Consider the following 24,841-nt stretch of genomic DNA (forward strand, 5'->3'; position numbering starts at 1 on the left):
TCCTCGTTTCCCGTCAAGGCGAGATGAGGCCGAGTTCCACGTACCAGATGTACATGGTGTCGCGCCCCGTGTTCCGGACCGTGATCTCGACGAACTGATCGGGGGTGGTGCGACGCCGCACCTCGGTCACCACCAGGGTGCGGTCCGATCCGGAGGCGTCGAAGGGGTGCGCATTGACCAGTACGGCACTCTGGTTCCATGCGTACGGACCGAAAAAGAAGCCCCGGGACGTTCCGGGCGCAAATCCGTTGCTGTCGGAGAACTCGTAGTGGAAGTGGGTGACACTGGCCACGCGGCCTCCTGGGGTTTCCACCTCGGCGGCGGTGATTTCACCGTCTGCACGCCGATGCTGGCAGGCCCTCCGATACGGAGGTAACTCGGCCACCGGCCAACCCGCATGATGTTCCGTCGCACTGATGCGACGAATGCGTTCGGCGTCGGCCCGCTATCGGCGGACCATTGGGCCGGGCCGGGAACACCGGGGAGCAGGGGGCGGCCTTGGGTCCGTATTTTCCGCTTGTCGTACGGCGTATGGGTGTGGCCGAAACCGCACCGCCTGGCACCGCACTTTCGCGGTACGCCTAGGAGTGCAGGCTGATCAGCATGACCCCTGCCAGCGTCATCACCAGGCCGGCGAGGGCCAGGACGACTCCGCGGATGCGGAAGCGCGTCACGCTGGTGCCCCTCGCGAGCGTTGCGGGCGTGCCCAGACTGTCGAAACCGCCGAGAGTGCCCTGGCCGCCCAGTCGGCGGTAGACGCGTTCGCTCCGGGCTTGGGCGTTCTGTGACAGGGCGGTGGCCACGCCACCGATGTCGAAGGCGAGGCTGATACCGAAGAGGGCCGCTGCGGCGCCCAGCACGGTGAAGACTATCGGCACGATCATGGCCGGAATCCTACGGTCTCCGCCTCCTGCACCAGGCTCCCCCGGTGGCCCCGGGTCGCCGCCGCGACGGGCGCGGGGCAGGTCGGCCGCCCGACCGGGCGGCGACCGGGGCGGTCACCAGGGGACGCCGGCCGGTGGGTCAGCAGGTGACGACCTTGCCGTAGGAGCCCCTCCCCCAGTGCCATTCCCACTGGTAACCGGGCTGGTAGGTGAGGCAGCGCGAGTCAGGGCCCCAGTCGATGACGACCTTGAGGTGCATCACCTCCCGACAGGTGTTGGTCACCTTCACGTACTTCTCGTGCTTGATGACGTCCCGCGTGACGCAGGCGGGGGCCGTCCCCGTCACCTTGACCGCCGCGGGTTCGGCCGCCGTGGCCGGTGGGGCCATGACCAGGCCGCTGCCCAGGACGGCAGTGGCCATGATGCCGAGGGCGGCGCTCTTGCAGATCTTCATGGTGGTGATCCCTTCAGATCGCGTTCAGGGCACGTCTGTCCCGGCACGGGACCTACCCTGCTGCACACGAAGCTCACCCGATGTTGACGCAAGAGTCAGTCTGTGGGGCCGCCTTGTGCGAGTGAAGGGTAAATTCCGCCTATGCGCACCCGTCTGCGGAAAAGGTTCCGGGCCGGTGGAGAGCATCGGGCGCATCGCGGCCGCCGGCCTGGTCCAGGTCGTAGCTGAAGGTGTACGAGAAGGACGGTTCGCCGTGCCTGGCCGTGAAGGTGCCGGTTCCGTGGAGGCCCGTCAAAGCTCCGGTGCCCGATCCCGGCACGACCTCGAAGGTGCAGTGCACGGTGCCGTCGTCGTCGAACCGGCCGCGTTCCTCGACGACGAGCGTGCCCTCGCGCCCGTCCAGCCGGCCGCTCAGCACCTCCATGCCCGTGAACGTACCGGTCTTCGCCGTGACGTAGGCGATGACGTACTCACACGCCGTCTCCACCGCTTCGATGCCCCCGGAGAAGGCGTTGACCACGGAAGCGCGGGCGAGGCGCGGACCGGGCCCGCCCTGCTCGGCAGGCGTGGGTTCGTCCCACGTGACGGGCGTGATGTGGCCGGTGGTGTGCATGGGCACGGGCGTCCTCTCGATCGGTCGCACGCGCAGGTGCGCGGCGGTGTGCACCCAGCCTGACCGCCCTACCCGACACCTTCTGTCAGGTACACGAGAGAATTCCGCCATGCGCGCCGACCGACTTCTCCGCCTGCTCCTGCTGCTCCAGAACCGCGGGCGCATGACGGCCACCGAGCTTGCCGCCGAGCTGGAGGTGTCGGTCCGTACGGTCTACCGGGACATCGAGGCGCTCCAGGCGTCGGGCGTCCCGGTCTGCGCCGAGCGCGGGCCCGACGGCGGCTACCGCCTGATGGACGGCTACCGCACACGGCTGACGGGGCTCACCGACGCCGAGGCCGACGCGCTGTTCCTCGCCGGAGCGCCCGGCCCCGCCCGTGAACTGGGCCTCGGCGCCGTACTGGCGACCGCCCAGCTGAAGCTGCAAGCCGCCCTCCCGAGCGGGGCGGCCGAGCGCACCCGGCGCGTCCAGGACCGCTTCCACCTCGACGCGCCGGCTTGGTTCCGCGACAGCGACCCGGTCGCGCATCTGGGGCCCGTCGCGCAGGCAGTGTGGGAACAGCGGGTGCTGCGCGTGCACTACCGGCGCTGGAGCGGCGAGATCCACCGCGAAATGCACCCGCTCGGCCTCGTCCTCAAAAGCGGCATCTGGTACCTGGTGGCCCGCACCGACGACACCGTACGGACCTACCGGATATCGAGGCTCGTGGCCGTGGAGGTCACGGACACGGTCTTCGAGCGGCCCACCGACTTCGATCTGGCCGCCCATTGGCAGGAATCCTCCCGGCGCCTGGAAGCCACGTTCCACCAGGGGACTGCGCACCTGCGGATTTCTCCCCGGGCACAACGGCTGTTGCCCGTGCAGTTCGGAAACGCCGGCTCCCGAGCCCTGGACAGCGCAGGGCCGCCGGACGACGAGGGCTGGGTGCGGGTGGACATGCCGGTCGAGTCGCCCACCGTCGCGGTCGGCGACCTGCTCAGACTCGGCACGGAGGCAGAGGTCATCGGCCCGCCCGCCCTACGACGGGCCGTCGCCGAGGCCGTGACCGTCCTGGCCGACCGCTATGCAGGGACACCCTGAACACGCCAGGCTGTCCCTGCCCCACCCCGCGCGTCCGTTCCGTTGCGCACAACTCCCCGGCTGAGAGCCGAAGGCTCCTCCCTGAGAAGGAGTGACATGCCCACCTTGCGCTCCCGGCCGTGGCTGCTCGCCACGGCCTGCACTCTCGCCACGTCCATAACCGCCTGCGCAGCCATGGCCGCGCCCACCCCGGCGACGGCACACGGGCCCGAGCGGCCGTCACCCGCCGCCGACTGCGCGCTCAAGGGCCGGACCGGCTGGACCGACGAGGGCCATGACACCGACCGGGCGCAGTTCCGGCGTGCCACGGGCGTCCACCGGGTCCTGACGCTGTTCGTGGACTTCCCCGATGCCCGGGCCACCGACTCGACCGCCGCGTACGCCGACCTCCTCGCCCCCGCCGCCGAGTGGATGCGCACGGCCTCCTACGGCCGCTCGCAGCTGGACCTGACGTTCGCGCACCGCTGGATCCGGATGCCGGCGGCGTCCACGGGTTACGGATTCCAGCGCGGGCTCACCTTCGAGGCCCACGAACGCTACCTGCGCGACGCGGTCGCGGCCGCCGACCCGTACGCGGACTTCTCCCGCTACGACATGGTCTACGTCGTCCCCACCAGAGCGGCCGCAGCGATCTCCTTCTCCCCCACCTACCTCTACGACCCGTCCACGCCCGGTGTCGTGGCCGACGGAACCCGCGTCAAATGGGCCGTCACCTTCGGCCAGGACATGTGGCGCTGGGGGCACAAGGTCGCCGCGCACGAGACCGGCCACGTCTTCGGACTGCCCGATCTGTACGCCTTCACCGGCGACACCCACGGATTCGTGGGCGGCTGGGACGTCATGGGCAACATCGGGGGCCATGCCCCGCAGCACCTCGGCTGGCATTCGTGGAAGCTCGGCTGGACCCGTGACGACCAGGTCGCCTGCCCGGCCCGGCCCGGCCGGCGCACCGTCCGGCTGACGCCTGTGGAGCGCCCGGGCGGCACCAAGATCGCCGTCGTCCGCACGGGCGCGACCACGGCGTACGTGGCCGAGTCGCGTCGGGCCGAGGGCAACGACCCGCGCCCCTGTTCCACGGGTGTGCTGATCTACAAGGTGGACTCCGCGGTCACGACGGGCAACGGGCCGGTCCGGGTGTTGAACGGACGCCCTGCCACCACCCCGCCGGCCGGGTGCGGCCCGCTCGACCTCGCGGCGTACGGGCCCGGCCAGTCCTTCACCGACCCGGCCGCGGGCGTCCGCATCGACGTCGTCGCGGGCGGCCGCTCAGGAGACACGGTGCGCATCACCGCCACCGGACAGGCCACTTGAGACGCACCCGGCTCCCCGGACGAACCGGACGACCGCCACGACGCCCGTGAGAAGATCCACCTGCAGTGTGCCCTGATTCCTGTGGTGGAAGGTGACGATGTACGCGATATCCCTGGGCGACGACGGTGCGGAACTGCGCCCGCTCGAACCGTGGCAGGCCGAGGAGTTCCTGGCCCACATCGACCGCGGACGGGAGTTCATCGGGCAGCACAACGGGCTGCCCGACATCGTCACCGACCTCGCGTCGAGCCGGGCGTTCCTCCAGGCTTACGCGGACAAGACCGCGGCCGACGCCGGGCGGATCTGGGGCATCTGGACGGACGGCAAGCTGGTCGGCGCCGTCATCTTCCGGAGGATGGACGTCGGGCAGCGCACCGCCGAGGCGGGCTGCTGGCTGGAGCCGTCGGGGGTGGGCCAGGGGCTGGTGACCCGGGCCGTGCGCGTGATCATCGACTGGGCCGTCGAGGAGCGGGGCATCCATCGCGTGGAGTGGTGGGTGTCGTCGGCGAACGAGCCCAGCATCGCCGTGGCCCGGCGGCTCGGGATGACGAAGGACGGCGTGCTGCGGGAGAGCTACCTCTACCGCGGGAAGCGGCACGACGAGGAGATCTGGTCGGTGCTGGCGCCGGACTGGCGGGCGGCCAGGCAGACGTCCTGAGCCGGTCGCTCCGGGTACCGCTGCCCGGGCGGTGTCGGTGCCGGCGCTCACGGTTTCCGTGCGGCCGGCCTGTCGCAGCATCAGGTCGCGTGCTTCTCGCCCGCGTTCGCCTGCCACGTGTGTCCGATCGCCCGGAGCAGCGCCGGATACACCCCCACGTACCGGAAGGGTTTGATGCTTGCCATGTAGACGGCGCCGAGCAGCCCGTTCGGCTTCACCAGGACGGCCATCTGGCCGCGGTAGCCGCCGGCCCCGTCCGGGACCCAGCCGATGTGCATGACCCCGTGCATGGTCCGGTTGGCTATCTCGGCCGCCCACTCGTCGTGCGTTCGGTAGACGGAGGTGAACGGGCGCGAGGAGAACGCGGGCCCCTGGGGACCGTCGCGGAGGTCCGCCGGCAACCGGTCGCGCAGTGTCTGCACCCGGCCGCCGACGCCGGCGTCGGGCTTGTCCCAGCCGAGCAGCGCTCCGAGCTTCCAACGGATCGCGAAGAGAGCGCGCGACACGGGTGAGGAGTCGCCCGTCGCGTCGCCTTCCGTGAACTGGCGCACCAGTCGCGGGAAGTCGTCGGGGCCGCCTGGTGTCGGGAGCGCCCACACGTCCTCGACCTGGAAGTCGCCGGCGATCCCGTGGATCCGCCAAGGCCGGGAGGTGTGGGCGGTTTTGGGGAGTCTCATGGAACAAGCCCCTCGATCTATACGGCTACGTATAGATCGAGGTTAGTCCCGTCCGTGCACCCGCGTACAGCCGACGGGGCGTGAGGGCGGACACACCGGCTCCTCCGGGGTCGCGCGCCCGCTTGCGAGGGCTGGCCTACCGTTGCGCCGGCTCGACCGACTGCCAGAACCCGCAGTGGTGGTCCGTGCCGAAGGTGTTGGTGGTGACGCTTCCCGTGGGGCGGAGGGAGAGGAAGCTGTCCGTGGGGTTGCGGTATGCGTACCAGCGGGCGCGGTCCTTGCCGTTCGGGTCGAGGGTGGTGACGAAGGAGCTCCAGTAGGCGATCATCCGGTCCGAGAGCTTCTGCTGCTTCTCGGTGAAGGTGACGCCCGGGAAGTCGAAGAGATAGGGCAGTTCGGTCGCGTGGGCGGCGAGGACGTTCTTGGTGCCGAAGAACTGCTGCACGCCGGACCAGGCGACGGGGGCGGGGTCCGCGAACTCGTAGGCGTACACCGGCATGTGCGGGGAGAGCGTACGGTTCATGGAGCGGGCCCGGCAGGCGAAGTCGCCGTCCGTGACGGCGTGGCCGTAGGCGAGTCCGGCGTCGCCCTTGTGGGCGCTCCGGGGGTACGCGCGGGCGATGGCCCCGCCCTTGGCGCCGTAGTGGGCCTTCAGTCCGGTGACGAAGTCCTGCTGCGGGACCTTGCCGGTCAGGGTGTAGGTGAGCTCGTCGTGGTTGGTGCCGTTGAGGACGGGCACCTTGACGGCCGGGACGCCGGCAGCGGGGCCGGGCAACAGGGCCGTGCCGTACGAGAGCGTGCTCACCGAGGCGGCGGGTGCCTCCGGGATCGCGAAGACGCCCTTGGCGCCGTGCTGCGGCGGGTTCGTCAGGGCGCTCGCGGGCAGGGCGCGCAGGCAGCCGGCGGCCGTGGCCTCGACGAAGCAGCCGAGCGACGCGGCGAAGGCCGTACCGGCCTGCCGCGCGGCGCCGGCCTCCTGGCCTCCGCACGGGCCGCTCTGCAGGATCGCGGCGCGGAACAGGCCCCGCGAGGCCGGGGAGTTGAGGAGGGCGCAGACGGAGGCGCCGCCCGCGGATTCACCGGCGACCGTCACCTTGGCGGGGTCGCCGCCGAACGCGGCGATGTTGCCCTTGACCCAGCGCAGGGCCGCCTGCTGGTCCATGAGGCCGTAGTTCCCCGTCTCCTTGCCGTTCGCGAGCGCGGGGTGGGCCAGGTACCCGAGGGCCCCCAGCCGGTAGTTGATCGTGACGACGACGATGCCGCCCTGCGTGGCCAGCCGCCGGGCGGGGTACGCGTCGCCGCTGCCCCAGCTCAGGGCGCCGCCGTGGAGCCACACCATGACCGGCGCCCGTTCCCCGCGGCGCCGGTCCGGCGCCCACACGTTGAGGAAGAGGCAGTCCTCGCGGCCCGTGGCCGCCGATCCGGCCACCCCCGGCTGCGGGCACTGCGAGCCGGGCATGGTGGCGTCCCGGACGCCCTCCCACTCGGAGGGCCGCTCCGGGGCGCGCCAGCGGCGTCCGCCGGTCGGCGGTGCGGCGTACGGGATGCCCTGGAAGAGCCGGTAGCCCTCGCGGACCGCCCCGCGCAGCCGCCCCGACTTCACGGTGACGACGTGCCCGTCGGCCGCGTCGGCCTCCTCGTCCCCCAACGGGGCGCAGCCCGCGACGGTCAGCAACAGCACGGCCGCCACGGCGAGCAGCCGGATGAACCTCGACCTCGCCGGTGGCAGCACGGTGCCTCCTGAGAGACGTCACAGAGAGTCGGCATTCGCACTGTATGCGAGTGATGCCGGTCCCGCCGCCCGGGAGCCGCCGCCCGGGTACCGACTCGCCTGGCCGCCGCACCCCGGGGCCGGACCTGCGGTTTTGCGCGGTCGGCCGGCCCGTGCGCCTCAGCCCGCTGCCGGGGCCTCATCGACGCCGAGGGGCTGCGGGGCCCGGGCGCCGGCACCCCCGGGGAGCGTCAGCGCCGAGTCCGCGTGCAGGGTGATGCGGACGGGTGCGAAGTCGGTGGCGTCGACCGCCGACTCCCCCGTGCCGGGGTTGCGGGCGTAGCGGGGGTGGGCGCCGCCGCTGATCTGCCAGCGAATCCGGTGACCGGCGGCGAAGCGGTGGGCGGTGGAACTCATCGGCACCCTGACCGTCGTCGGCGCCTGCCCGGGCGCCCGCAGCCGGGCCAGCCCGTCGCAGACGTTGGTGGAGCGGCCTTGCGCGTCCACCTCGGACAGGCGGGTGAAGACGTCGGCGTGTCCGGTGTCCGTGGAGACGGTCAGCCGTGCGGTGACGGGGCCGAGGACGTCCACGGGCTCGGTCAGCGGCGGGGTGGTGAACGTCAGGACGTCCTCCCGGGCTTCGAGTGCGCTGTTGTCGCGGGGGCCGGCGGCGCGGGAGAGCAGGGGGCCGCCGACGGACGGGGTGGGGGCGGCCGGGTCGTAGCGGAAGGAGGCCAGCGGTGCGGAGTCCGTGGGGGCCAGCTCGGTGAGGTGCCCGCCCGGGGTGGGGAACCACGCCGTGGTGGCCGGAGCCTGAGCGAAGGCGACGGCCGGAGCGGGGGGCGGCGGCCAGTCGTCGAGGTCCCGCCATGCGTTTTCGCCGCCGATGTGCACGCGCACCCGGGTGGGGCGCAGGCCGGAGGGATCGTCGCACAGGTGCGCGCGCAGCCAGGCCAGGCTCTCGGCGAACACCTCGGGCCAGCCCTGCTGGAGGGCGGAGGTGTGGGTCCAGGGTCCGACGAGCAGGGCGGTCTCGCAGCCGGCCCGGCGCAGTCGGCCGTACTGCTCGAAGGTCTGGTCGGCCAGGATGTCGTGCCATCCGGTGATCAGGGCGGTGGGGACGTTCAGCCGGTCCGCGGCCTCCCCCACGCGCGTACCGGACCAGAACGGGTCGTCGGCGTCCGGGTGCGCCATCACCTCGTCCAGCCAGGGCACTTCGCCGAGGGCGGCCACGTGCGCCCGGCGCAGCGGCCGTGCGGTGGTGATCGTGCGCAGGTGGCGTTGCAGGCGCATCGTCGCCTTCACGAGGGGGACCAGCCCGCGGTGCTGGGTGGTCATGGCGGCGCCGATGATGAGGGCGTCCTCCAGGTGGAACGCGCCGCCCGCGTGGAAGAGGGCGTGGGGATCGTGCAGCCCCACCTGCACCGCCATCGCCTTCAGCTCCGGCGGCGGGTCCAGGGCGAGCGCCCACTGCACGTGGCCCAGGTAGCTGGGGCCGACGGTGCCCAGCGTTCCGTTGAACCAGGGCTGTTCCCGCAGCCAGGAGACCGTGGCCCGGCCGTCGGCGGCCTCGTCGCGCCACAGGTCGAACCGGCCGCCGGATCCGCCGGTGCCGCGGCAGCTCTGCAGGACCACGTGGAAGCCCTGTTCGGCGAAGAGGATGCCGTACATCGGTGACCACGGCACGCCCCTGCCGTAGGGCGAGCGCACGAGGAGGGTGGGGAAGTCGCCCGCTGTGCGGGGGAAGTAGTGGTCGGTGATCAACGGGCTGCCGTCCGCGGCCGGAACGACCAGCCCGGGCTCCCACCCGACGTCGTACCGCTTGGGCGGGAGCTTGCGCCAGGCCGCCCGCATCATCCGTGAGGGCAGTGGCGGCTTCCCGGAAGTCGGCGTCCAGACCGCCGCCCGCGGCGCGGCGGCGTCACGCGTGGGTGATGTCATCGTTCCCCTCCACCATTTCCGTACGTCGTACGAGAATGATGATAGGGGATGCTGGAACCCCACCCACCCGTGCTGCAGCCGCAAGGCGACGCGAGAGAAGGAGTACGAAGATCGTGACCGGTGACGGCGGGTCGGACGCCTCGGGCGTCGACCCCCAGGAACTCTGGCTGACGTCCGACCGGCCCCGCAGGGGGCGCAAGCCCGCCTTCAGCCGTGAGTCGATCACGGCGGCCGCCGTCGCCCTCGCGGACGCGGAGGGGCTCGACGCGGTCACGATGCGGCGGGTCGCCTCGGAGGTCGGAGCCGGCGTCATGTCGCTCTACAGCTACGCCCCCGACAAGGCGACGCTGATCGAGCTGATGGTCGACCACGTCAGCGGCGAACTACCGGTGTCGGGCGCCCCCACCGGCGACTGGCGCGCCGACCTCAAGGCCATCGCCCACCTCCAGCGCGCCCTCATGCTGCGGCACCCCTGGCTGCCCGCCGCCTTGTCCACCCGTCGTTCGCTCGGCCCCCACACCCTGGCCTTCCTGGAACGCGCGCTCGCGGCCCTGCGGCCCACCGGGCTGGACGGCGCGGCGAAGCTGGAGGTCTTCGCCCAGCTCACCGGGTTCGTGGCCGGCCACGTCGCCCACGAGATCGCGCAGGCCGCAGCCGCACGTTCGCCCGAGCGGGCCGCTGCCGAAGCCCGCTACCTGGCCGTCGTCGCCGCGGACGGCCACCACCCGGAGCTCGCGGAAGCCCTCGCCGCCCCCGGCCGCGCCCTCACCCCCGAGGCCACGTTCACCCGGTTCCTCAACCGTCTGGTCGACGGGCTCGACAGCGACTGATCCGGCACAGTGGGGGCATGAACGCAGAGGAGAGCAACGCTCTGGCCCGGGCACACGTGGCGACGAGGCTTCCGGCCCGGAGTCTGGAGCGGGCGCGGCGTTTCTACTCGCAGCAGCTGGGCCTGGAACCCGTCGACGAACGGCCCGGTGGGCTGCTGTACCGGTGCGGGGGCGTGGAATTCGTGGTCTTCCAGTCGACGGGCGCCTCTCCCGGCACGTTCACTCAGATGGCGTGGACGGTCGACGACATCGAGGCGGTCGTCACGGAGCTCGGGCGGCGCGGCGTCGTGTTCGAGGAGGTCGACGTCCCGGGGTTCCGGACGAGGAACGGAATCGCTGAGATCGAAGGGAACTACCCCAGCAAGGGCGCCCGGGGTGAACGCGGCGCCTGGTTCCGTGACAGCGAGGGGAACATGCTGGGGATCGGCGCGCCGGTCCGGGACGACCCCTCCCGCAGCACGTGATCTCCGTCGTAGTGACGGTGGTGACGGCGGGCATAGGTTCCACCCGTGAACAGACACATATCCTTCGAGCGGTTGCACAACTTCCGTGATCTGGGCGGCTACACGACCGAGGATGGCCGGACGGTCCGTTGGGGCCGGCTGTTCCGGTCCGACTCGCTGGGCAAGCTCCAGGGCGCGGACTGGGAGCGGTTCGTCGCCCTCGGCATCACCACCGTCATCGATCTGCGCTACCCCTGGGAGATCGCGGCCAAGGGCCGCGTCCCGGACCACGCGTCACTCGCCTACCACAACCTCAGCATCGAGCACCGCCCCTACGACCAGGCCGCGCTCGGCGCCGATGTCGAGACCGGGCCGTTCCTTGCCGACCGGTACATGGAGGTCGCCCACGACGGCGTGGAGGAACTGCGCCAGGCGCTGGAAGTGATCGCCTCCCAGGACGGCCCCGTGGTCTTCCACTGCGCGTCCGGCAAGGACCGCACGGGGCTGCTGGCCGCGCTCGTCCTCTCCCTGCTGGACGTGCCCGAGAAGGACATCGTCGGGGACTTCGCCCTCACCGGGCTCGCCACCGAACGCCTCGTCGCCGACTGGCGGGCCGGCCACCCGGGCCGGGAGCCGGCCTGGCCCGGGTTCGGGCGGGCGCCCGCCGACGTCATGCGCCTGTTCCTCGCGGCACTGGCAGAGCGACACGGGTCCGTACGCGGCTACGCAACAAACCTGCTGGGCGTCGACGACGCCCTGACCGGCGCCCTGCGCCAGAACCTGCTCGAACCGGTGTGAGGGTGGTCCGGCGAGGCGTGCCGCCAGGTGCGACCCTGCCGTGCGGGGGCCACGAGGCCCACCGCACGGCAGGCCGGGGTCAGATCCCGAAGGGGGCCGCGTAGCGGACGGTGCCGCTGGGCAGCGGGTGGGTCCCGTCCAGGGTCATGGCCATCATGGCCTCGTCCGGCACGTCGACGCTCAGGCCGATGCCGTGCGCGGAGGCACGGGTGAAGCCGAACCGCGGGTAGTACGCCGGGTGTCCGAGGACGGTGACGTACTTCTCCCCCATGTCTCCGGCCGCCTTCAGCGCGGCGCGGACGGCGGCCGAGCCGGCGCCGCTCCGCTGGTGCTCGGGGCGTACGGCGACGGGGGCCAGACAGAGGGCCGGGGTGTCGTCGATGTGGCAGCGCGTGAGGAGGGCGTGGCCGATGATGCTGCCGTGCTCGTCGGTGCTGACGAGGGACAGACCGTCGATCCAGGCGGGGTCGGCACGCAGTGCGTCGACGAGGTCGGCCTCCAGCGGCGTTTCGAACGCCGCGAGGAGGATCTCGCGAACGACGGGAACGTCGGCACCGGTCTCGGCGCGGGTGATCCAGTTGGTGTGTGTACGCATGACGGGATGAAGATCCGTTTCATGGTGAGGTTCGTGCACGGACTGCAGGATCCGCGGAGAGTGCAGGATCTGCAGGGCGGCCTCGCGAGCTCACGCTCTCAGCGGGGCCGGGGTGACCGGGTCAGACCGTCGCCCGGGACGTGAGGGCGGTCCGGGCGCTGCTCGTCGCAGTGGCCATGAGCGCGGCCATCGGCCCCACCTCCCTTTCGTCCTCGATCCCAAACCGTACGAACGTTCCCCAACGTACCACGCAGGCTCCCCCGGCTTCCCCTTCTTATTGCTGGTGCCGGAACGCCTCCCGGGCGAGCCGGTCGTCGGGCGGGAGGATCGTGGAGTCCCACTCGGCCCCCCGTGCCTCGACGAGTTCGGCGGCGCCCACGTGGGCCTCCGCACCCGCGCCGACCAGGCGTGCCGCGTACGGCGAGCCGGCGTGGGCGGCCAGGACGCGGACGCGGCCGTCGCCCGAGCCGCGCGGGGAGAGGGGGACGACGGCCACCGGCAGGCCCTGTTCGTCCGCCACGAACAGCTCGAAGTCGTCGAAGCGGAAGTGGTCGATGTCCACGATCGGCTTGGGGTAGTGGTGGTACCCGGCCGCGGTCGGCAGCACGCCGGAGTGGGCACCGGCGGGGAGGGGGACCGAGGCGTTGAAGATGGAGTCCGTCCATTCGGCGACTTGTTCGGCCGTCTCGATGGCCGTGCTCAGCAGCCGTTCGCCGTCGTCGTAGCCGAGGGCGGCGTAGCCCGGAAGGGTGTCGGGGAAGGCCCGCACCAGACGCACGGCGTAGCGCCGGATGCCGTCCACCTTCTTCGGGTCCGCGCAGAACTGGGCGGACCACTCCACGCCGAGCGGCAGGAACACGCAGAACCAGCCGTCCTCGTCCTTGACCCACACGCCGCCGCCGTGGTGGTCCTGGTACGGCCCCGGGGCGAAGGCCCAGTCGCCGGTCGTGTCGACCAGCTTGCGCATCAGGTTCCGGCTCGCCCGGTACTGAGCGCTCTCCTTGCGCGGCGGGTGGTCCGCCACGGAGATCGTCCAGGGGAAGTCCTCGTGCCGCGGGTGGGTCGCCGCCCGTTCCCTGTCGTTCATGGCTCGCCCTTCTCCAGGCTTCCCGCCGCCTCCCGCCGGCCACGGTGATGTCCCCGGCGGTCGCGTCGCATCGCGTGCCGTGATGGGTCCCACGGGTGGTCCCGGCGATAACCCCGGAGGCCGCGAAGCCCACATTCGGCCCAGTGACCCCGGAGATGCCTGCCGCACCGGGATTCCGGTGACATGTCCACATCGATAGCATCCTGGGTAGTCCCGCCCACCGGTCTCAGCCCCCGTTCGCCACGGCGCGAGCACAGTGAGGGAGCCTCCCTTGAGATCTTTGCCGGACCGCCTGAAATCCTTACCGGACCGCCCGGGGTCCTCACCGGACCGTCGCCTCGTGGCCGCCGCCGGTCTCCTGGCGCTCACGGCCCTCCTGCAGCCCGTCGCGGCCCGGGCGGCCGAGCCGGTGCCGCCCGCCGGCATCGGGCACGGCGCGGAGGGCGGCCACCACGCCGGCTCCGGCCTCGCCGCAGCCGGGCGCGGCCCGGCCGCCGGCCCCGCGGCGGCGGCCGCCGTACGAGGTCTGGACGTCAGCGGCCACCAGGGGAACGTGGACTGGTCGGCCGTCGCCGCCGCCGGGGCCTCCTTCGCCTACGTCAAGGCGACCGAGGGACTGACGTACAAGAGCGAGTTCTTCGCGCAGCAGTACAACGGTTCCGCCGCCGCGGGACTGGTCCGCGGCGCCTACCACTTCGCCCGGCCCGACACCTCGGGCGGTGCCGCACAGGCCGATGCCTTCCTCGCCGCGGGCGGCGGCTGGAACGCCGACGGCAGGACACTGCCGGGGGCGCTCGACGTGGAGCGCCTCTCGCAGGACGCTCCCGTCTGTTACGGGCTGGAACCCGGCGCCATGGTCGCCTGGATCAGCGCCTTCACCGAGCGGTACCGGCAGCGCACCGGGCGGTACCCGGTCCTCTACACCAACACCGGCTGGTGGTCCCGGTGCACCGGCGACTCCCAGGCGTTCGCGGACACGTCGCCGCTGTGGATCGCCAACTACAACGGCACGGCCCACCCCTTGCCCAAGGGGTGGACGGCCCACACCTTCTGGCAGACCTCCGACCGCGGCCCGTTCCCCGGCGACCAGGACGTCTTCAACGGCTCGGAGCAGGACCTGCGCACCTTCGCGAACGGCGACTACACGCCCCCGCCGGCCTCCGACTGGCCCCTGCTGGCCCAAGGAGCCCGCGGCCCCCAGGTCACCGCCGCCCAGTACCTTCTGGGCGGCCGGGGTGCCGCCCTGGAGGCGGACGGCGCGTTCGGCCCCGCCACCCGCGAGGCCGTCGCCGTCTTCCAGCGCTCCGCCGGCCTCACTCCCGACGGCGTCATCGGCCCGAAGACCTGGCAGGCCCTCGTCGTCACGGTCCGGTCCGGCTCCGACGGTCCCGCCGTACGGGCGGCCCAGCACCTGCTCAACAGCCACGGCGCCACGCTGCAGGTGGACGGCGTCTTCGGCACGGGCACGAGGGATGCGGCCGTCGCCTTCCAGAAGTCCCGCGACCTCGGCACGGACGGCATCGTCGGCCCTGCCACCTGGAAGGCACTGCTTTCCTGAACCCCCTCTGTGCTGCGACGAGCTCAGCCGCTGCTCCGCCGAACCGCTTCCCACCAGCCCCGATGAAATCGAGCTGGGCAACCGGCCTTCCGCCCACCACACTTCAGGGAGTCCTCAGGGACGAAGCCCTCTCCCACCCGGCCGTCCTCAAGCCCCCGGAGTTGACCGATGCCGACGGAAGTCACCTTGTGGCTCACCCCCGAAGAGGCCGCCTTCGGCGTCACCAGAGCCGTCGGCCTGCCGAGCGGGCCGGTCAACGTCCGCATCCCACCGGTCCGGGACGGCGATCTCATCAGGGTCTCCACCGACAAGGGCGAGGCGCACCTCCGGATCCGTGTCGGCGGCGCGCCGACACCGCAGCCGCCGGGGGCCGGGCGGGCGCTCCGGCGCAGCCCGCTGCTCAAGCCGCTGCTCGTCCTCGCGGCGCTCGGCGTACTCGTCGTCGTGCTCCTGACCCAGCGCGACGGCTCCTCCTCGTCGGCTGCGCCCGGCTCCGGCAGGACCCCGTCGCCGTCGACCTCCCGCACGCCCTTCTCCCCCGGCACGGGCGACGAGCACACGGCTCCGGGCCTTCCCGACCCGCTCGGCAGCACCGACCGCCCCACCCGCGGCCCCAGCAGGCTCCCCACGCCTCCCGCCCCCTATCGCACGGGGACGTGCCTCAACGGGACCATCCCCGACTCCACGACTCCGGTGAAGGTGAACAACGTCGGCGTCGTCGCCTGTTCGTCGTCCGACGCGCACTACCGGGTCATCCAGACGTTCCACGGCACCACCGACATGAGCCGCTGCCGCGAGAACTCCGACACCCAGTACTCCTTCTCCTCCGAGACGACGCTGGGGGGCCGGACCATCAGTTCGGTCGTCTACTGCCTGGTCGGCATCGGTTCCTATGAGAGGTGAGAGGATTCCGGGGTTTCTCCTGATCTGATGTGGCGTGAGCAAGGAACGTGACGATGGACGAGCCCAGAAGTCTGATAGAGCGCTTCGAGGAAGCCCGGCCTCATCTACGGGCGGTGGCCTACCGGATGCTCGGCTCGCTCAGCGAGGCCGATGACGCCCTGCAGGAGACCTGGCTGCGCGTCAGTCGCGCCGACACCACCGGCGTGGAGAACCTCACCGGGTGGCTGACCACGGTGGTGGGGCGGGTGTGTCTGAACATGCTGCGTGCGCGCCAGTCGCGGCGCGAGGACCCCTTCGAGATGCAGGCGCCCGGCCGGAGCGCCGGCCAGGAGGAGGCGGACGACCCCGAGCAGGAAGCGCTGATGGCCGACTCGGTCGGGCTGGCGCTGCTCGTGGTGCTCGACACGCTGACGCCCGCCGAGCGGCTCGCCTTCGTGCTGCACGACATGTTCGCCGTGCCCTTCGACGAGATCGCCCCGATGATCGAGCGCACGCCGGCGGCGGCCCGGCAGCTGGCGAGCCGCGCCCGACGCCGGGTCAAGGGGGGCACCCCGGCGCCCGACGCCGATCCGGCCCGGCGGCGCCGGGTCGTCGACGCCTTCCTGGCCGCGACCCGGGGCGGGAACTTCGAGGCGCTGGTCGCCCTGCTCCATCCGGACGTGGTGCTCCGGGCCGACGCGATGGTCGTCCCCTCCCCCGAACCCATCGTCGTCCGTGGTGCCGTGGCCGTCGCCCGGGGCGCGATGGCCGCCATGGGGCGCGCCCGGTTCACCGGTGCGGCGCTGGTCGACGGGGCGGCCGGGCTGGCGATGGCCCCGCGCGGCAGGCTGTTCCTGGTGCTCACCTTCGCGGTCACGGACGACGGCCTGATCAGTGCCGTCGATGTGATCGCCGACCCGGAGCAGCTCCGCCGGGTCGACATCGCCGTTCTCGACGCCTGACGGCGCGGCACCGGCCGGCTCCGCGCAGCGGGAGCCGGCCGGTGTTCGCTCCGCGAGCCGGGGTCCGGTCGGAGGGAATCAGGTGCCGAGGGCGCTCACGGCCTGGTAGTAGGTCCAGGCGGTGGCGTTGCACGCGGTGTGCTTGGCCCCGGTGTAGGCGTTGCAGACGCGCTTGAGGTCTTCGTGGAGAGCGTTGTCGAGGCGGGCCTTGTTCGCCTCCAGGGCGCCGGTGACCTTGTGGTTGCGGTAGCCGAAGTCGTGGCGGGCGCAGGAGTTCTGGAAGGGGAAGCCGAAGGGGTTGTCGGGCGACTTGGAGCAGTAGTCGGTCGACCGGTCGAATCTGTAGGAGGCCCAGGCGCCCTGGTTCTGGCGGGCGCGTTCCACGCGCTGGAGCTGGAGGCACTGCTCTGGGTCCAACTGGCCAGAATCTGTGCCTTGTCAGCGGGGACGGCCTGGGCGGGTGAGGCGAGGTGACCACGGCGGTCACGGTGAGGGCGGCTGCGGCCAGGGGGGGTGGTGAACCGATGCACGGAGATCCTCCGGAGGGGCACCCGCACACGTGCGCGGGAGGGATGACCAGGAGCTGTGCTCACCGGCAGAGAGCGCCGGGGGGAGCAACGCGCCTCATCCCAACCGATCATGCGTTGGGCTGTCCATGCCCCACGGCGTGATGACCGGAACCGGGTCGGCGGAGGAGCGGAGGGGCTGCGCCGGCGTGTCCTGAAATCAGCGCTCCGCTTACCGTGCAGTTGCACGCGCCGGCGTCGGCGCCGCCCTTTCCCGGGCGACGCACCCGACGGCCGGATCCGGCGTGGATTCAGCGGGCGTGGATTCAGCGGGTGTGGACGACGCGGAACGGGATCCCGGCCGCCTCCAGCCGGCCGATCAGCGCGTCGCCCATCGCCGTCGCCGGCGTGACCTGGCCCGCAGTCTCCGGCAGATCGTCCAGGGCGAGGCACAAGGACGCCTCCGCGAGCATCTTCGCGGTCTCACCGTAGCCCGGGTCACCGCCCGTGACCTCGGTGAACACGCGCCGGCCGCCGCCTTCGCCGACGAACCGCATCCGGAACCAGCCGCGTGCCCGCTGCCGCGCGCTCGGCCCGCGCCCCGCCGGGTACCGGTTCATCAGCCAGGTCCTGGCGGGCGGCAGCTGCGCGGCGGCCGCCAGCGCGCCCAGTCCGACCGGTCCCGCCAGGGCCATGGGCAGCGTCTTCACCGACGCGTAGTGCCGGTAGCGGAAGTCGGGGCCGTAGCGTTCCAGTGCGGCGGCCGAACGCCCCACGACGAGCGGGTCGAGCGTGGGCAGCGGCAGCGCCCACGTGCCCGTCTCCTTGCTGAAGCGCGGTGCTCCCAGCGGGGTGCGGACGCGGCGTCCGGCCGGCGGCTGCTCCAGCCGCCGTCGCTCCCGTGCCGCCGCACCCGCCTGCCGCTGCCGCCCGATGATGGTCAGGGACGAGGCGAGCGTCCCGCCGGAGATCAGTCCCGAGGCCCGTACGAAGCCGTCCACGCTCAGCGGTACCTTCTCCGGCAGCTGCTGGACGGTGAAGTACGCGCCCAGGTCGTGCGGCAGGGAGTCGAAGCCGCAGGCGTGCACGAGCCGCGCGCCGGTCTCCCGGGCCCGCTCGCCGTACCGCACGAACATCAGGTCCACGAACTCCGGCTCGCCGGTGAGATCCGTGTAGTCGGTGCCGGACTCCGCGCAGGCGGCCACCAGTTCCTCGCCGTACCAGATGTACGGCCCGACGGTCGAGGCCACGACGTGCGCGGATTCTGCGAGCGCGCGCATCGCCGCCCGGTCGCCCGCGTCCGCGGCCACCAGCGCCAGGCCGGCGGCGCGGTCGGGGTCGAGCGCGGCCAGCCTCTCCCGCAGCTTCTCCAGCTTCTCCCGGCTGCGTCCGGCGAGCGCCAGCCGGCAGTCCTGCGGCGCGTGCGCCAGCAGGTACTCGGCGGTGAGCTCCCCCACGAAGCCCGTCGCCCCGAAGAGTACGACGTCGTAGGGGCGTTCAGTACCGGTCCGCCTGTTCATGGCACCTCCGTCACAGGGGTCGCGTCACTGGAGACCGTAACGCGTGAAGGATCGTTTCAGCCCCTGATTCGGGTGACCGGACAGCGGGCCCACGCGCTCGTACGCCTCAGCGCTTGGGCCAGTGCCACAGCGGTTCGTCCAGGAGCCCCTGGCCCTCCACCTGCGTCTGCCCGAAGTCCTTGACCAGCTCGATGACGTTGGCTCCGCGGGCGAGGGCGGCCGCGAGCGGGCGGGCGTGCGTCACGACCACGACCTGGCTGTGTCCGGACGCCCTGCGGATCAGGTCGGCCAGCGGCGCGAGCAGGTCCGGGTGGAGGCTGGTCTCGGGCTCGTTCAGGACGAGGAGCCGCGGCGGGCGCGGGGTGAGGAGGGCCGCGGTCCACAGCAGGTAGCGCAACGTCCCGTCGGAGAGCTCGGCGGCGGTCAGGGGGCGCAGCAGTCCGTGCTGGCGGATCCGCAGTTCGAAGCGCGGGCCCAGCAGACCGATGTCGACGCGGCTGCCGGGGAAGGCGGCGTCGACGGCCTCGTCGAGGGCGTCGTGGTCGCCGGTCTCGCGGATGGTCTGCAGGGCGGCGGCGAGGTCGGAGCCGTCGCCGCTCAGGACGGGCGTGCGGGTGCCGATGTGGGTGGCGCGGGCGGGCGCGTGGGCGTCGGTGCGCACGTGGTCGTAGAAGCGCCAGTCGCGGATCTGCTCGCGCACGGCGAGCACGTCGGGGGCGTGCTGCGGGTCGGCGACCTCGCCGAGCATGGAGTCGTACGGGCGGATCGCCCCGGCCCGGCGGTGCCAGGTGCCGTCCAGGCCGCGGACCTTCACGGCGCTGCCCTTGCGTTCGGAGAGCAGGGCCGCGGGGCGCAGGACGGGGCCGCTCCAGATCGCCTCGGACTTGATTTCGGGGTCGAGGGAGAAGAGGGAGGTGGCGGGTGTGCCGCCGGGGTGTCCGAAGTCGACGGCGTATCCGAAGTCGTCCCCGGCGAAGCCGAGGCGCAGGCCGGCGGGGGCCGTGGAGGCCGTGCCCTGGACGGGGTGCAGGCCCTCGCGGACGGCGCGGCCGACCTTCTCCGGGCCCGCCCAGAGGGTGGACGGAAGGCCGCCCTCCCGGGCGAGCGCGGCCACGGCCCCGCCGCGCGCGGCGTCGGCGAGCAGTTTCAGGGCCCGGTAGAGGGAGGACTTGCCGGTGCCGTTCGCGCCGGTCACCACGTTGAGGCGGTCGAGGGGGACGACGAGGTGGCGTAGGGAGCGGTAGTTCTCGACGGCGAGCGTGGTGATCATATGTTCGAGCGTACGGGGTCGGCCGGTGGTGTGCGGGGCAGCGGCGCCGCTGCGGCTCGCGCGTGCGCGGCCGGCCGCCGGTGGGTCCGGCGGCCGGCCGCGTGGCTCACGCCTGGGCGGCCAGGTCGCGGCAGGCCGGGTGGCCCCAGCCCTTCGCGTTCTTGGCGATGGATTCCCCGGCCGCGTACGACTGTCCGCAGACGCACCGGCCCGCGAACTTCGCGCGGAGGGTCTTCGTGCTGCGCGCGGCTCCGCCGGTCGAGGGCTTTCCGGCCCTGGCGGCACGGGGCTTGGCCTGCGCGGGTTCGGGGCGCTGGGCGGGCACCGGCGGGGCCGACGCCCCGTGGGACGTTCCCGCGGGGAGCTGCGCGGTGGCCGCGTCGCTGGCCGCCTGGTCGGCGATGGCGTTCAGGTGGTCCCCGTCCACCTGGTGCGCCGGTACGTAGCGGAATTCCACCGGGCGGCCCGTGAGCAGGGTGTCGATGCGGGCGACGAGCTCCTGGTTGGCGACGGGCTTGCCGGCCGCGGTCTTCCAGCCGTTGCGCTTCCAGCCGGGCAGCCACTTGGTGACCGCGTTCATGGCGTACTGCGAGTCCATGCGCACCTCGATGGGCACGGCCGGGTCGGTGGCCCCGAGAAGCTGCTCCAGGGCGGTGAGCTCCGCGACGTTGTTCGTGGCCCGGCCGAGCGGGCCCGCCTCCCAGCGCTCGGGGGTTCCTTGCGCGTCGGCTATGACCCAGGCCCAGGCTGCGGGCCCCGGGTTGCCCTTGGAGGCCCCGTCACAGGCGGCGATGATGCGTTCAGACATGCTCCGATGATCTCAGCTCGGGGCACGGTTGCGGCGCAGGCCCGGCGGGGGCCCCGGGCTGCCCCCTCTTCGGCGACGACCGGCCGCTAGGGAGTGAAGCGCAGCGCGCGCAGCAGTTCGTCGTCGTCGGCCGGGTGGGCCTTCTTCAGCATGCGGCGCAGTGCGGGGGTGTCGGCCGGCCCGGAGACGGTGACGGTGAGGGTGAGGCCCTCCCGCCGCAGGGCCAGCGTGTGGGAGGTGCTGCCGTCGCCCAGTCGCCGGGTCGCCTCGACGAATCCGCCGTCCAGGTCGGTGCAGGTCGCGGGGCCGGGCAGCGTGGTGTCGGCGCAGGGGGAGGCGTTGCCGGGCGCCACCTCGTACTGGAGGGTCTCCCGCGCCGTGCCGGGGCCGGCGTAGCGGTAGCCGAGCCGGAACCCCTGGCGCGACACGCTGCCGTTGCCCGCGTCGATCGTGTAACCGTCGGGGACCTCGGGCACGAGGAGCTGCTTGCGGGACAGCGGAGAGTCCTCCAGCAGCGACGCCAGCTCCTTCGCCCGGTCGCCTTGGTGGCCGGACCACGCCACGAGGACCACGGAGCCGGCCACCGCCGTCGCGCCCACGGCACGGGCCGCCCGGCCGGGGACGAACAGCGCCGCGACCAGTGCGTACGGCAGCCCGCACCAGAGGAAGAGGGTCGCGTCGCCACCGAGGCCGACATCGCCGGAGAGCCGGGCGCGGTAGCCGAGCGCGACTCCCGCGCCGCCGCCCAGGAACACCGCGACCGCCCATGCCAGGCGTCGCCCGGCGGTGCGGCAGGCGGGCACCGCGTCCCGGACGGCGGTGCCGGCGGCGAACAGCCATGCCACCATCGCCGCGCCTGCGGCCCCGAACGCGACCGCCAGGCCGGGCAGGCCCCCCGCCCAGGCCCAGGCGACGCCGACGCTCCAGGCCGTCGGCACCAGGGCCGCTCCTGCAGCCCATACCACCGCCAGGAAGAGGGCGATCTGCGTCCGGCGTGGTCTTTTCCCTTGATGCATGGGGCAAGCATGCGCACCTGTACCGGGAGGCGCCTGAGTACGCGTACTCAGGCGGTCCGCCTGCGGTGAGGTCCCGCGACCGCGCGCGGTCGCGGGACCCGCGGCCGTGACCGGCGCCGTTCAGTCGTCGGCGAGTGCGACCGCCTGCACCGGACAGGCCATGGGCACGTCGCGTACGTGCGGGTCGGCCGTGCCGTCCTCGTGCCCCGGGAGCAGGGTGACCAGCCCGTCGTCGTCCTGGGTGAAGACGGCGGGCGCGGCCAGTACGCACTGGCCGGCGCCGATGCACCGGTCGCGGTCGATGGTGATGCGCATGGCGCGCTCCGTCTCCGTTCCCCCGGCCCGCGTCGTCACCAGGTGACGGGGAGCTCGATCGGGCCCTGGGCGTCGTGGCCGGCCTTGATGGGCACCTCGTCGAGGGGGACGGCCAGCCGGAGGTCCGGGATGCGGGCGAAGAGGGTGCCGAGGGCGATTTCGAGCTCGGCGCGTGCGAGGTTCTGCCCGAGGCACTGGTGGATGCCGTGGCCGAAGCCCACGTGGTGACGTGCGGACCGCCCGATGTCGAAGGTGTCCGGATCCTCGTAGGCCTTGCCGTCGCGGTTCATCAGCGTGATGGAGACGATCACGGCGTCGCCGGCCTTGACGGTCTCGCCGCCGACTTCGATGTCCTCCTTCGCCAGCCGGACCATGTAGTCCGAGACGGAGGTGAAGCGCAGCAGCTCCTCGACCGTCTGGGAGATCAGAGCGGGGTCGCGCCGCAGCGCGTCGAGCTGCTCGGGGTGCTGCAGGAGCGTGAGGGCCCCGAGGGCGATCGCGTTGACGGTGGTCTCGTGGCCGGCCACCAGCAGGACGAGGGTCATCAGGACCAGCTCGTCGTAGTCCAGCTTGCCCTCGGCGAGCTGAACGGCGATCAGCTCGTCCAGCAGGCCGTCCCCGGGCTCGTCCCTCTTCCGCTCGACCAGGCCGTGGAGGTACTGGTGCAGCTGGGCGAAGGCCGCGTCGGCCTCGGCCGACGTCGCCGCGCCCACGAAGTCGCGCGAACGCTCCTCGAAGAAGTCGTGGTCGCCGTAGGGCACGTCGAGCAACGAGCAGATCGCCATCGAGGGCACGGGAAGGGCGAAGGCGGACACCAGGTCGGCGGTCGGCCCCTTTTCCAGCATCGCGTCCAGCAGCCCGTCGACGTCGCGCTGGATCATGGGGCGCAGGGCGGCCATGCGCTTGACGCCGAAGCTCGGAATGAGCATGCGCCGTTGCCGTGCGTGCTCGGGGTCGTCGACGCCGATCAGCGGGAACGAGAGCCCGCCGCGGCCCTCCGTGCGCTGGACGACGACGGGGAAGATCGGGTTGCCCCACTCGGAGGACAGGCGGGGGTCGGCGAGCAGGGCGCGTCCCTCGGCGTGCCCGGTCACCATCCACGCCATGCGGCCGTCGAAGAGCCGCACCTGCGTCAGCGGTGCGTCGCCGCGTAACTGCGCGTAGCTCTCCGGCGGCTGGAACGGGCAGGTCCTGTCCTTGGGGAAGGCGGGGGCCGAAGCCCCGGTGGGGCGGATCTCGGTCTCGGTCATGTCGTGCCTTTCAAGCGATCGGTGGGCCTTGCCCAGTCCGGCCGGTGCCTGGTCGTCCCGTCCACGTTTGGATGCTATGTGCATGAATTGCTGGACGGCAGTGGGTGATTCCCTAGTGTTCCCCGGCTGCCGGCGGTGGGCCGGCGGGTCCCGGAGGGGTTACGCGTCGTGGATCTCGATCGCCCCCGACGGGCAGAACCGCTCGGCGTCGCGGACCTCTGCGCTCAGGCGCTCGGAGGGCCGGCTGACGAGCAGCACCACGCAGCCGTCCAGGTCGTCCTGGTCGAACACCTCGTCGGCGGCCCGGACGCACTGCCCGGCACCCACGCACCTGTCCCTGTCGATCGTGATCTTCATCGTGGTTCCTCAGCGTCTGGAATGCGGCAAGCAGCGCCCGCAGGCCGCGGGCGCTGCTTGCCGGGGGGATTCACCGTGGTGCGGGGGTCACCAGGTGACGGGGAGCTCGTGCACGCCGTAGAAGACCATGTCGTTGCGGAAGCGGAGCTCCTCCACCGGCTTGGCCAGGCGCAGCGTGGGGAAGCGCCGGAACAGGGTGCTGAAGACGATCTGGAGCTCGATGCGGGCCAGCTGCTGCCCGATGCACTGGTGCGGGCCGAAGCCGAACGCCAGGTGCGGGGCGGGGCGGCGGGTGATGTCGAAGCGCTCCGGCTCGTCCACGAACGCGGGGTCGAAGTCGGCGGCCAGGACGTGCGCCACGACCTGCTCGCCCTTGCCGATCCGCACGCCGCCGATCTCCACGTCCTGGGTGGCGACGCGCTCACCGCCGAACTGGCCGATGGTGAGGTAGCGCAGCAGTTCCTCGACGGCGTTGCCGATCAGCTCCGGGTCCTCGCGGAGCAGGGCCAGCTGGTCGGGGCGGTCCAGGAGCAGGGCCGCGCCGAGGCCGATCATGCACGCGGTGGTGTCGTGCGCGGCGATGAGCAGGGTGCCGGCGGCGTTCATCAGGAACATGTCGTCGACGGCGCCGTCGGGGTCCTCGGTGGTGATCAGCGCCGAGATCAGGTCGTCGCCGGGGTTGGCCCGGCGCTCCTGGACGAGCTGGTAGAGCAGCCCGCCGAGCCGCATGCCGGCGGCCTCGGTGGCGGCGGCGTCCTGGTCGACGCGCATCATCGCCTCGGCGATCTCCTGGAACTCCGCGCGCCGCTCGACCGGGACGCCGAACAGGTCGGAGATCACCATGGACGGCACCGGGTTGGCGAAGGTCTTCACCAGGTCGACCGGGCCGCCCTGTGCCTCGATGGCGTCGAGGTGGTCGTCGACGATGCGCTGGATGTTCGGCCGGAGCGCCTGCATGCGCCGGACCGTGAACTCCTTGGCGAGGAGCTTGCGGTCGGTGGTGTGGTCGGGCTCGTCCTGCCACAGCAGGCTGCCGCGGCCCGGCTTCTGGGTCACGACGCCGTCCTGGGTGTGCAGCGCGTGGGGCACCTGGACGCTGAACGACGGGTCCCGCAGCACGGCGCGCACCTGCTCGTAGCCGGTCACCAGCCATGCCTCGTCACCACTGGTGAAGGTGGCCCGGCTCACCGGAGCGGCCGAGCGGACGCCGGCGATGTCGTCCGGCGGCAGGAAGGGACAGCTGCGGGCCTTGGGGACGGCGGGGGCGGTGGTGGGCTCGGTCATGACTCTCCTTGCGCTTGCTGGTGTGAGGGG

General features: G+C 72.4%; 26 protein-coding genes and 1 pseudogene. 9 read left to right on the forward strand and 18 right to left on the reverse strand.

The genetic code is table 11. From position 1 onward, the window contains the following. Window positions 1-13: 13 nt before the first annotated feature. From IE182_RS20555 to IE182_RS20570, 4 genes are all read right to left on the reverse strand, one after another. Window positions 14-292, reverse strand: coding sequence for a hypothetical protein (locus tag IE182_RS20555; protein ID WP_190111351.1), 279 nt, complete (start codon window positions 290-292; stop codon window positions 14-16). A 289-nt stretch (window positions 293-581) separates the two neighbouring features. Then, window positions 582-884: a hypothetical protein gene (locus tag IE182_RS20560; RefSeq protein WP_190111352.1), complete on the reverse strand. Its 303-nt coding sequence runs from the start codon at window positions 882-884 to the stop codon at window positions 582-584. Window positions 885-1,023: 139 nt separating this feature from the next. Next, a complete protein-coding gene (locus IE182_RS20565; RefSeq protein ID WP_190111353.1) occupies window positions 1,024-1,338 on the reverse strand; it encodes an alpha-amylase inhibitor in 315 nt (104 codons plus the stop codon). Window positions 1,339-1,477: 139 nt separating this feature from the next. Further along, window positions 1,478-1,951 carry a DUF3224 domain-containing protein gene (locus IE182_RS20570; RefSeq protein ID WP_190111354.1) on the reverse strand — a complete coding sequence of 158 codons (474 nt, stop codon included), beginning with the start codon at window positions 1,949-1,951 and terminating at the stop codon, window positions 1,478-1,480. A gap of 109 nt (window positions 1,952-2,060) precedes the next feature. On the opposite strand from IE182_RS20570, the gene IE182_RS20575 reads away from it, so the two are divergent. The 3 genes from IE182_RS20575 (at window position 2,061) to IE182_RS20585 (ending at window position 5,001) form a co-directional block, all read left to right on the forward strand. Next, window positions 2,061-3,032: a helix-turn-helix transcriptional regulator gene (locus IE182_RS20575; RefSeq protein ID WP_190111355.1), complete on the forward strand. Its 972-nt coding sequence runs from the start codon at window positions 2,061-2,063 to the stop codon at window positions 3,030-3,032. 96 nt (window positions 3,033-3,128) lie between these two features. Then, window positions 3,129-4,343, forward strand: a complete 1,215-nt coding sequence (locus IE182_RS20580; protein ID WP_190111356.1) for a M6 family metalloprotease domain-containing protein — start codon at window positions 3,129-3,131, stop codon at window positions 4,341-4,343. 97 nt (window positions 4,344-4,440) lie between these two features. Beyond that, window positions 4,441-5,001 (forward strand): GNAT family N-acetyltransferase, encoded by a 561-nt coding sequence (locus IE182_RS20585; RefSeq protein WP_190111357.1) that lies wholly within the window; start codon window positions 4,441-4,443, stop codon window positions 4,999-5,001. A gap of 80 nt (window positions 5,002-5,081) precedes the next feature. Here the strand turns inward: IE182_RS20585 and IE182_RS20590 are convergent, their stop codons facing one another. The 3 genes from IE182_RS20590 to IE182_RS20600 form a co-directional block, all read right to left on the reverse strand. Beyond that, the gene (locus IE182_RS20590; RefSeq protein ID WP_190111358.1) at window positions 5,082-5,678 is read right to left on the reverse strand and encodes a DUF2867 domain-containing protein; all 597 of its coding nucleotides are present in this window, start codon (window positions 5,676-5,678) and stop codon (window positions 5,082-5,084) included. Between the two features lie 136 nt (window positions 5,679-5,814). Continuing rightward, window positions 5,815-7,410, reverse strand: coding sequence for a carboxylesterase/lipase family protein (locus IE182_RS20595; RefSeq protein WP_190111359.1), 1,596 nt, complete (start codon window positions 7,408-7,410; stop codon window positions 5,815-5,817). A gap of 159 nt (window positions 7,411-7,569) precedes the next feature. Then, window positions 7,570-9,330 (reverse strand): CocE/NonD family hydrolase, encoded by a 1,761-nt coding sequence (locus IE182_RS20600; RefSeq protein WP_190111360.1) that lies wholly within the window; start codon window positions 9,328-9,330, stop codon window positions 7,570-7,572. A 113-nt stretch (window positions 9,331-9,443) separates the two neighbouring features. Here IE182_RS20600 and IE182_RS20605 point away from each other — a divergent pair, with 113 nt between their 5' ends. Genes IE182_RS20605 through IE182_RS20615 form a run of 3 tightly spaced genes read left to right on the forward strand, consistent with a single transcriptional unit; the run spans window position 9,444 to window position 11,401 of the window. Beyond that, window positions 9,444-10,160: a TetR/AcrR family transcriptional regulator gene (locus IE182_RS20605; RefSeq protein WP_190111361.1), complete on the forward strand. Its 717-nt coding sequence runs from the start codon at window positions 9,444-9,446 to the stop codon at window positions 10,158-10,160. A gap of 17 nt (window positions 10,161-10,177) precedes the next feature. Beyond that, complete coding sequence (locus IE182_RS20610; RefSeq protein WP_190111362.1) at window positions 10,178-10,624, forward strand: VOC family protein; 447 nt, start codon at window positions 10,178-10,180, stop codon at window positions 10,622-10,624. 45 nt (window positions 10,625-10,669) lie between these two features. Continuing rightward, on the forward strand, window positions 10,670-11,401 hold the full coding sequence (locus IE182_RS20615; protein WP_190111363.1) for a tyrosine-protein phosphatase: 732 nt from the start codon (window positions 10,670-10,672) through the stop codon (window positions 11,399-11,401). A 79-nt stretch (window positions 11,402-11,480) separates the two neighbouring features. Here IE182_RS20615 and IE182_RS20620 read toward each other — a convergent pair whose 3' ends face one another. Then, window positions 11,481-11,996 carry a GNAT family N-acetyltransferase gene (locus tag IE182_RS20620; RefSeq protein WP_190111364.1) on the reverse strand — a complete coding sequence of 172 codons (516 nt, stop codon included), beginning with the start codon at window positions 11,994-11,996 and terminating at the stop codon, window positions 11,481-11,483. 274 nt (window positions 11,997-12,270) lie between these two features. Continuing rightward, a complete protein-coding gene (locus tag IE182_RS20625; protein ID WP_190111365.1) occupies window positions 12,271-13,083 on the reverse strand; it encodes a DUF6424 family protein in 813 nt (270 codons plus the stop codon). Between the two features lie 340 nt (window positions 13,084-13,423). Between IE182_RS20625 and IE182_RS20630 the strand changes: the two genes are divergently transcribed. The 3 genes from IE182_RS20630 to IE182_RS20640 all read left to right on the forward strand — a co-directional run bounded on the left by IE182_RS20630 (window position 13,424) and on the right by IE182_RS20640 (window position 16,485). Further along, on the forward strand, window positions 13,424-14,641 hold the full coding sequence (locus tag IE182_RS20630) for a GH25 family lysozyme (RefSeq protein ID WP_229844976.1): 1,218 nt from the start codon (window positions 13,424-13,426) through the stop codon (window positions 14,639-14,641). A 168-nt stretch (window positions 14,642-14,809) separates the two neighbouring features. After that, a complete protein-coding gene (locus IE182_RS20635; protein WP_190111367.1) occupies window positions 14,810-15,544 on the forward strand; it encodes an LppU/SCO3897 family protein in 735 nt (244 codons plus the stop codon). Between the two features lie 53 nt (window positions 15,545-15,597). Beyond that, window positions 15,598-16,485 (forward strand): sigma-70 family RNA polymerase sigma factor, encoded by an 888-nt coding sequence (locus IE182_RS20640; protein ID WP_190111368.1) that lies wholly within the window; start codon window positions 15,598-15,600, stop codon window positions 16,483-16,485. A 78-nt stretch (window positions 16,486-16,563) separates the two neighbouring features. Here the strand turns inward: IE182_RS20640 and IE182_RS20645 are convergent. From IE182_RS20645 to IE182_RS20685, 9 genes and pseudogenes are all read right to left on the reverse strand, one after another. Further along, a pseudogene (locus tag IE182_RS20645) lies at window positions 16,564-16,993 on the reverse strand (phospholipase). Window positions 16,994-17,317: 324 nt separating this feature from the next. Further along, on the reverse strand, window positions 17,318-18,511 hold the full coding sequence (locus tag IE182_RS20650) for a saccharopine dehydrogenase family protein (RefSeq protein WP_190111369.1): 1,194 nt from the start codon (window positions 18,509-18,511) through the stop codon (window positions 17,318-17,320). Window positions 18,512-18,617: 106 nt separating this feature from the next. Further along, entirely contained in the window at window positions 18,618-19,781 is a 1,164-nt protein-coding gene (locus tag IE182_RS20655) for an AAA family ATPase (RefSeq protein WP_190111370.1), read from the reverse strand. A 106-nt stretch (window positions 19,782-19,887) separates the two neighbouring features. Then, window positions 19,888-20,589 (reverse strand): ribonuclease H family protein, encoded by a 702-nt coding sequence (locus IE182_RS20660; protein ID WP_190111371.1) that lies wholly within the window; start codon window positions 20,587-20,589, stop codon window positions 19,888-19,890. Window positions 20,590-20,675: 86 nt separating this feature from the next. Further along, window positions 20,676-21,605: a hypothetical protein gene (locus IE182_RS20665; RefSeq protein WP_190111372.1), complete on the reverse strand. Its 930-nt coding sequence runs from the start codon at window positions 21,603-21,605 to the stop codon at window positions 20,676-20,678. A gap of 120 nt (window positions 21,606-21,725) precedes the next feature. Continuing rightward, window positions 21,726-21,920: a ferredoxin gene (locus tag IE182_RS20670; protein WP_190111373.1), complete on the reverse strand. Its 195-nt coding sequence runs from the start codon at window positions 21,918-21,920 to the stop codon at window positions 21,726-21,728. Window positions 21,921-21,955: 35 nt separating this feature from the next. Then, the gene (locus IE182_RS20675) at window positions 21,956-23,170 is read right to left on the reverse strand and encodes a cytochrome P450 (RefSeq protein ID WP_190111374.1); all 1,215 of its coding nucleotides are present in this window, start codon (window positions 23,168-23,170) and stop codon (window positions 21,956-21,958) included. A 159-nt stretch (window positions 23,171-23,329) separates the two neighbouring features. After that, window positions 23,330-23,527: a ferredoxin gene (locus IE182_RS20680; protein WP_190111375.1), complete on the reverse strand. Its 198-nt coding sequence runs from the start codon at window positions 23,525-23,527 to the stop codon at window positions 23,330-23,332. 87 nt (window positions 23,528-23,614) lie between these two features. Further along, the gene (locus IE182_RS20685; protein ID WP_190111376.1) at window positions 23,615-24,811 is read right to left on the reverse strand and encodes a cytochrome P450; all 1,197 of its coding nucleotides are present in this window, start codon (window positions 24,809-24,811) and stop codon (window positions 23,615-23,617) included. Between the last annotated feature and the right edge of the window lie 30 nt (window positions 24,812-24,841).

It is taken from the genome of Streptomyces cinnamoneus (genome assembly GCF_014650495.1).
Taxonomy (GTDB): domain Bacteria; phylum Actinomycetota; class Actinomycetes; order Streptomycetales; family Streptomycetaceae; genus Streptomyces; species Streptomyces cinnamoneus.

Coding starts and splice junctions, on each gene's coding strand:
- IE182_RS20685 (WP_190111376.1), bottom strand. CDS start 24,811: ATGACCGAGCCCACCACCGCCCCCGCCGTCCCCAAGGCCCGCAGCTGT.
- IE182_RS20600 (WP_190111360.1), bottom strand. CDS start 9,330: ATGACATCACCCACGCGTGACGCCGCCGCGCCGCGGGCGGCGGTCTGG.
- IE182_RS20580 (WP_190111356.1), top strand. CDS start 3,129: ATGCCCACCTTGCGCTCCCGGCCGTGGCTGCTCGCCACGGCCTGCACT.
- IE182_RS20590 (WP_190111358.1), bottom strand. CDS start 5,678: ATGAGACTCCCCAAAACCGCCCACACCTCCCGGCCTTGGCGGATCCAC.
- IE182_RS20570 (WP_190111354.1), bottom strand. CDS start 1,951: ATGCACACCACCGGCCACATCACGCCCGTCACGTGGGACGAACCCACG.
- IE182_RS20670 (WP_190111373.1), bottom strand. CDS start 21,920: ATGCGCATCACCATCGACCGCGACCGGTGCATCGGCGCCGGCCAGTGC.
- IE182_RS20675 (WP_190111374.1), bottom strand. CDS start 23,170: ATGACCGAGACCGAGATCCGCCCCACCGGGGCTTCGGCCCCCGCCTTC.
- IE182_RS20680 (WP_190111375.1), bottom strand. CDS start 23,527: ATGAAGATCACGATCGACAGGGACAGGTGCGTGGGTGCCGGGCAGTGC.
- IE182_RS20565 (WP_190111353.1), bottom strand. CDS start 1,338: ATGAAGATCTGCAAGAGCGCCGCCCTCGGCATCATGGCCACTGCCGTC.
- IE182_RS20640 (WP_190111368.1), top strand. CDS start 15,598: ATGGACGAGCCCAGAAGTCTGATAGAGCGCTTCGAGGAAGCCCGGCCT.
- IE182_RS20575 (WP_190111355.1), top strand. CDS start 2,061: ATGCGCGCCGACCGACTTCTCCGCCTGCTCCTGCTGCTCCAGAACCGC.
- IE182_RS20660 (WP_190111371.1), bottom strand. CDS start 20,589: ATGTCTGAACGCATCATCGCCGCCTGTGACGGGGCCTCCAAGGGCAAC.
- IE182_RS20635 (WP_190111367.1), top strand. CDS start 14,810: ATGCCGACGGAAGTCACCTTGTGGCTCACCCCCGAAGAGGCCGCCTTC.
- IE182_RS20650 (WP_190111369.1), bottom strand. CDS start 18,511: ATGAACAGGCGGACCGGTACTGAACGCCCCTACGACGTCGTACTCTTC.
- IE182_RS20655 (WP_190111370.1), bottom strand. CDS start 19,781: ATGATCACCACGCTCGCCGTCGAGAACTACCGCTCCCTACGCCACCTC.
- IE182_RS20625 (WP_190111365.1), bottom strand. CDS start 13,083: ATGAACGACAGGGAACGGGCGGCGACCCACCCGCGGCACGAGGACTTC.
- IE182_RS20560 (WP_190111352.1), bottom strand. CDS start 884: ATGATCGTGCCGATAGTCTTCACCGTGCTGGGCGCCGCAGCGGCCCTC.
- IE182_RS20665 (WP_190111372.1), bottom strand. CDS start 21,605: ATGCATCAAGGGAAAAGACCACGCCGGACGCAGATCGCCCTCTTCCTG.
- IE182_RS20585 (WP_190111357.1), top strand. CDS start 4,441: ATGTACGCGATATCCCTGGGCGACGACGGTGCGGAACTGCGCCCGCTC.
- IE182_RS20620 (WP_190111364.1), bottom strand. CDS start 11,996: ATGCGTACACACACCAACTGGATCACCCGCGCCGAGACCGGTGCCGAC.
- IE182_RS20610 (WP_190111362.1), top strand. CDS start 10,178: ATGAACGCAGAGGAGAGCAACGCTCTGGCCCGGGCACACGTGGCGACG.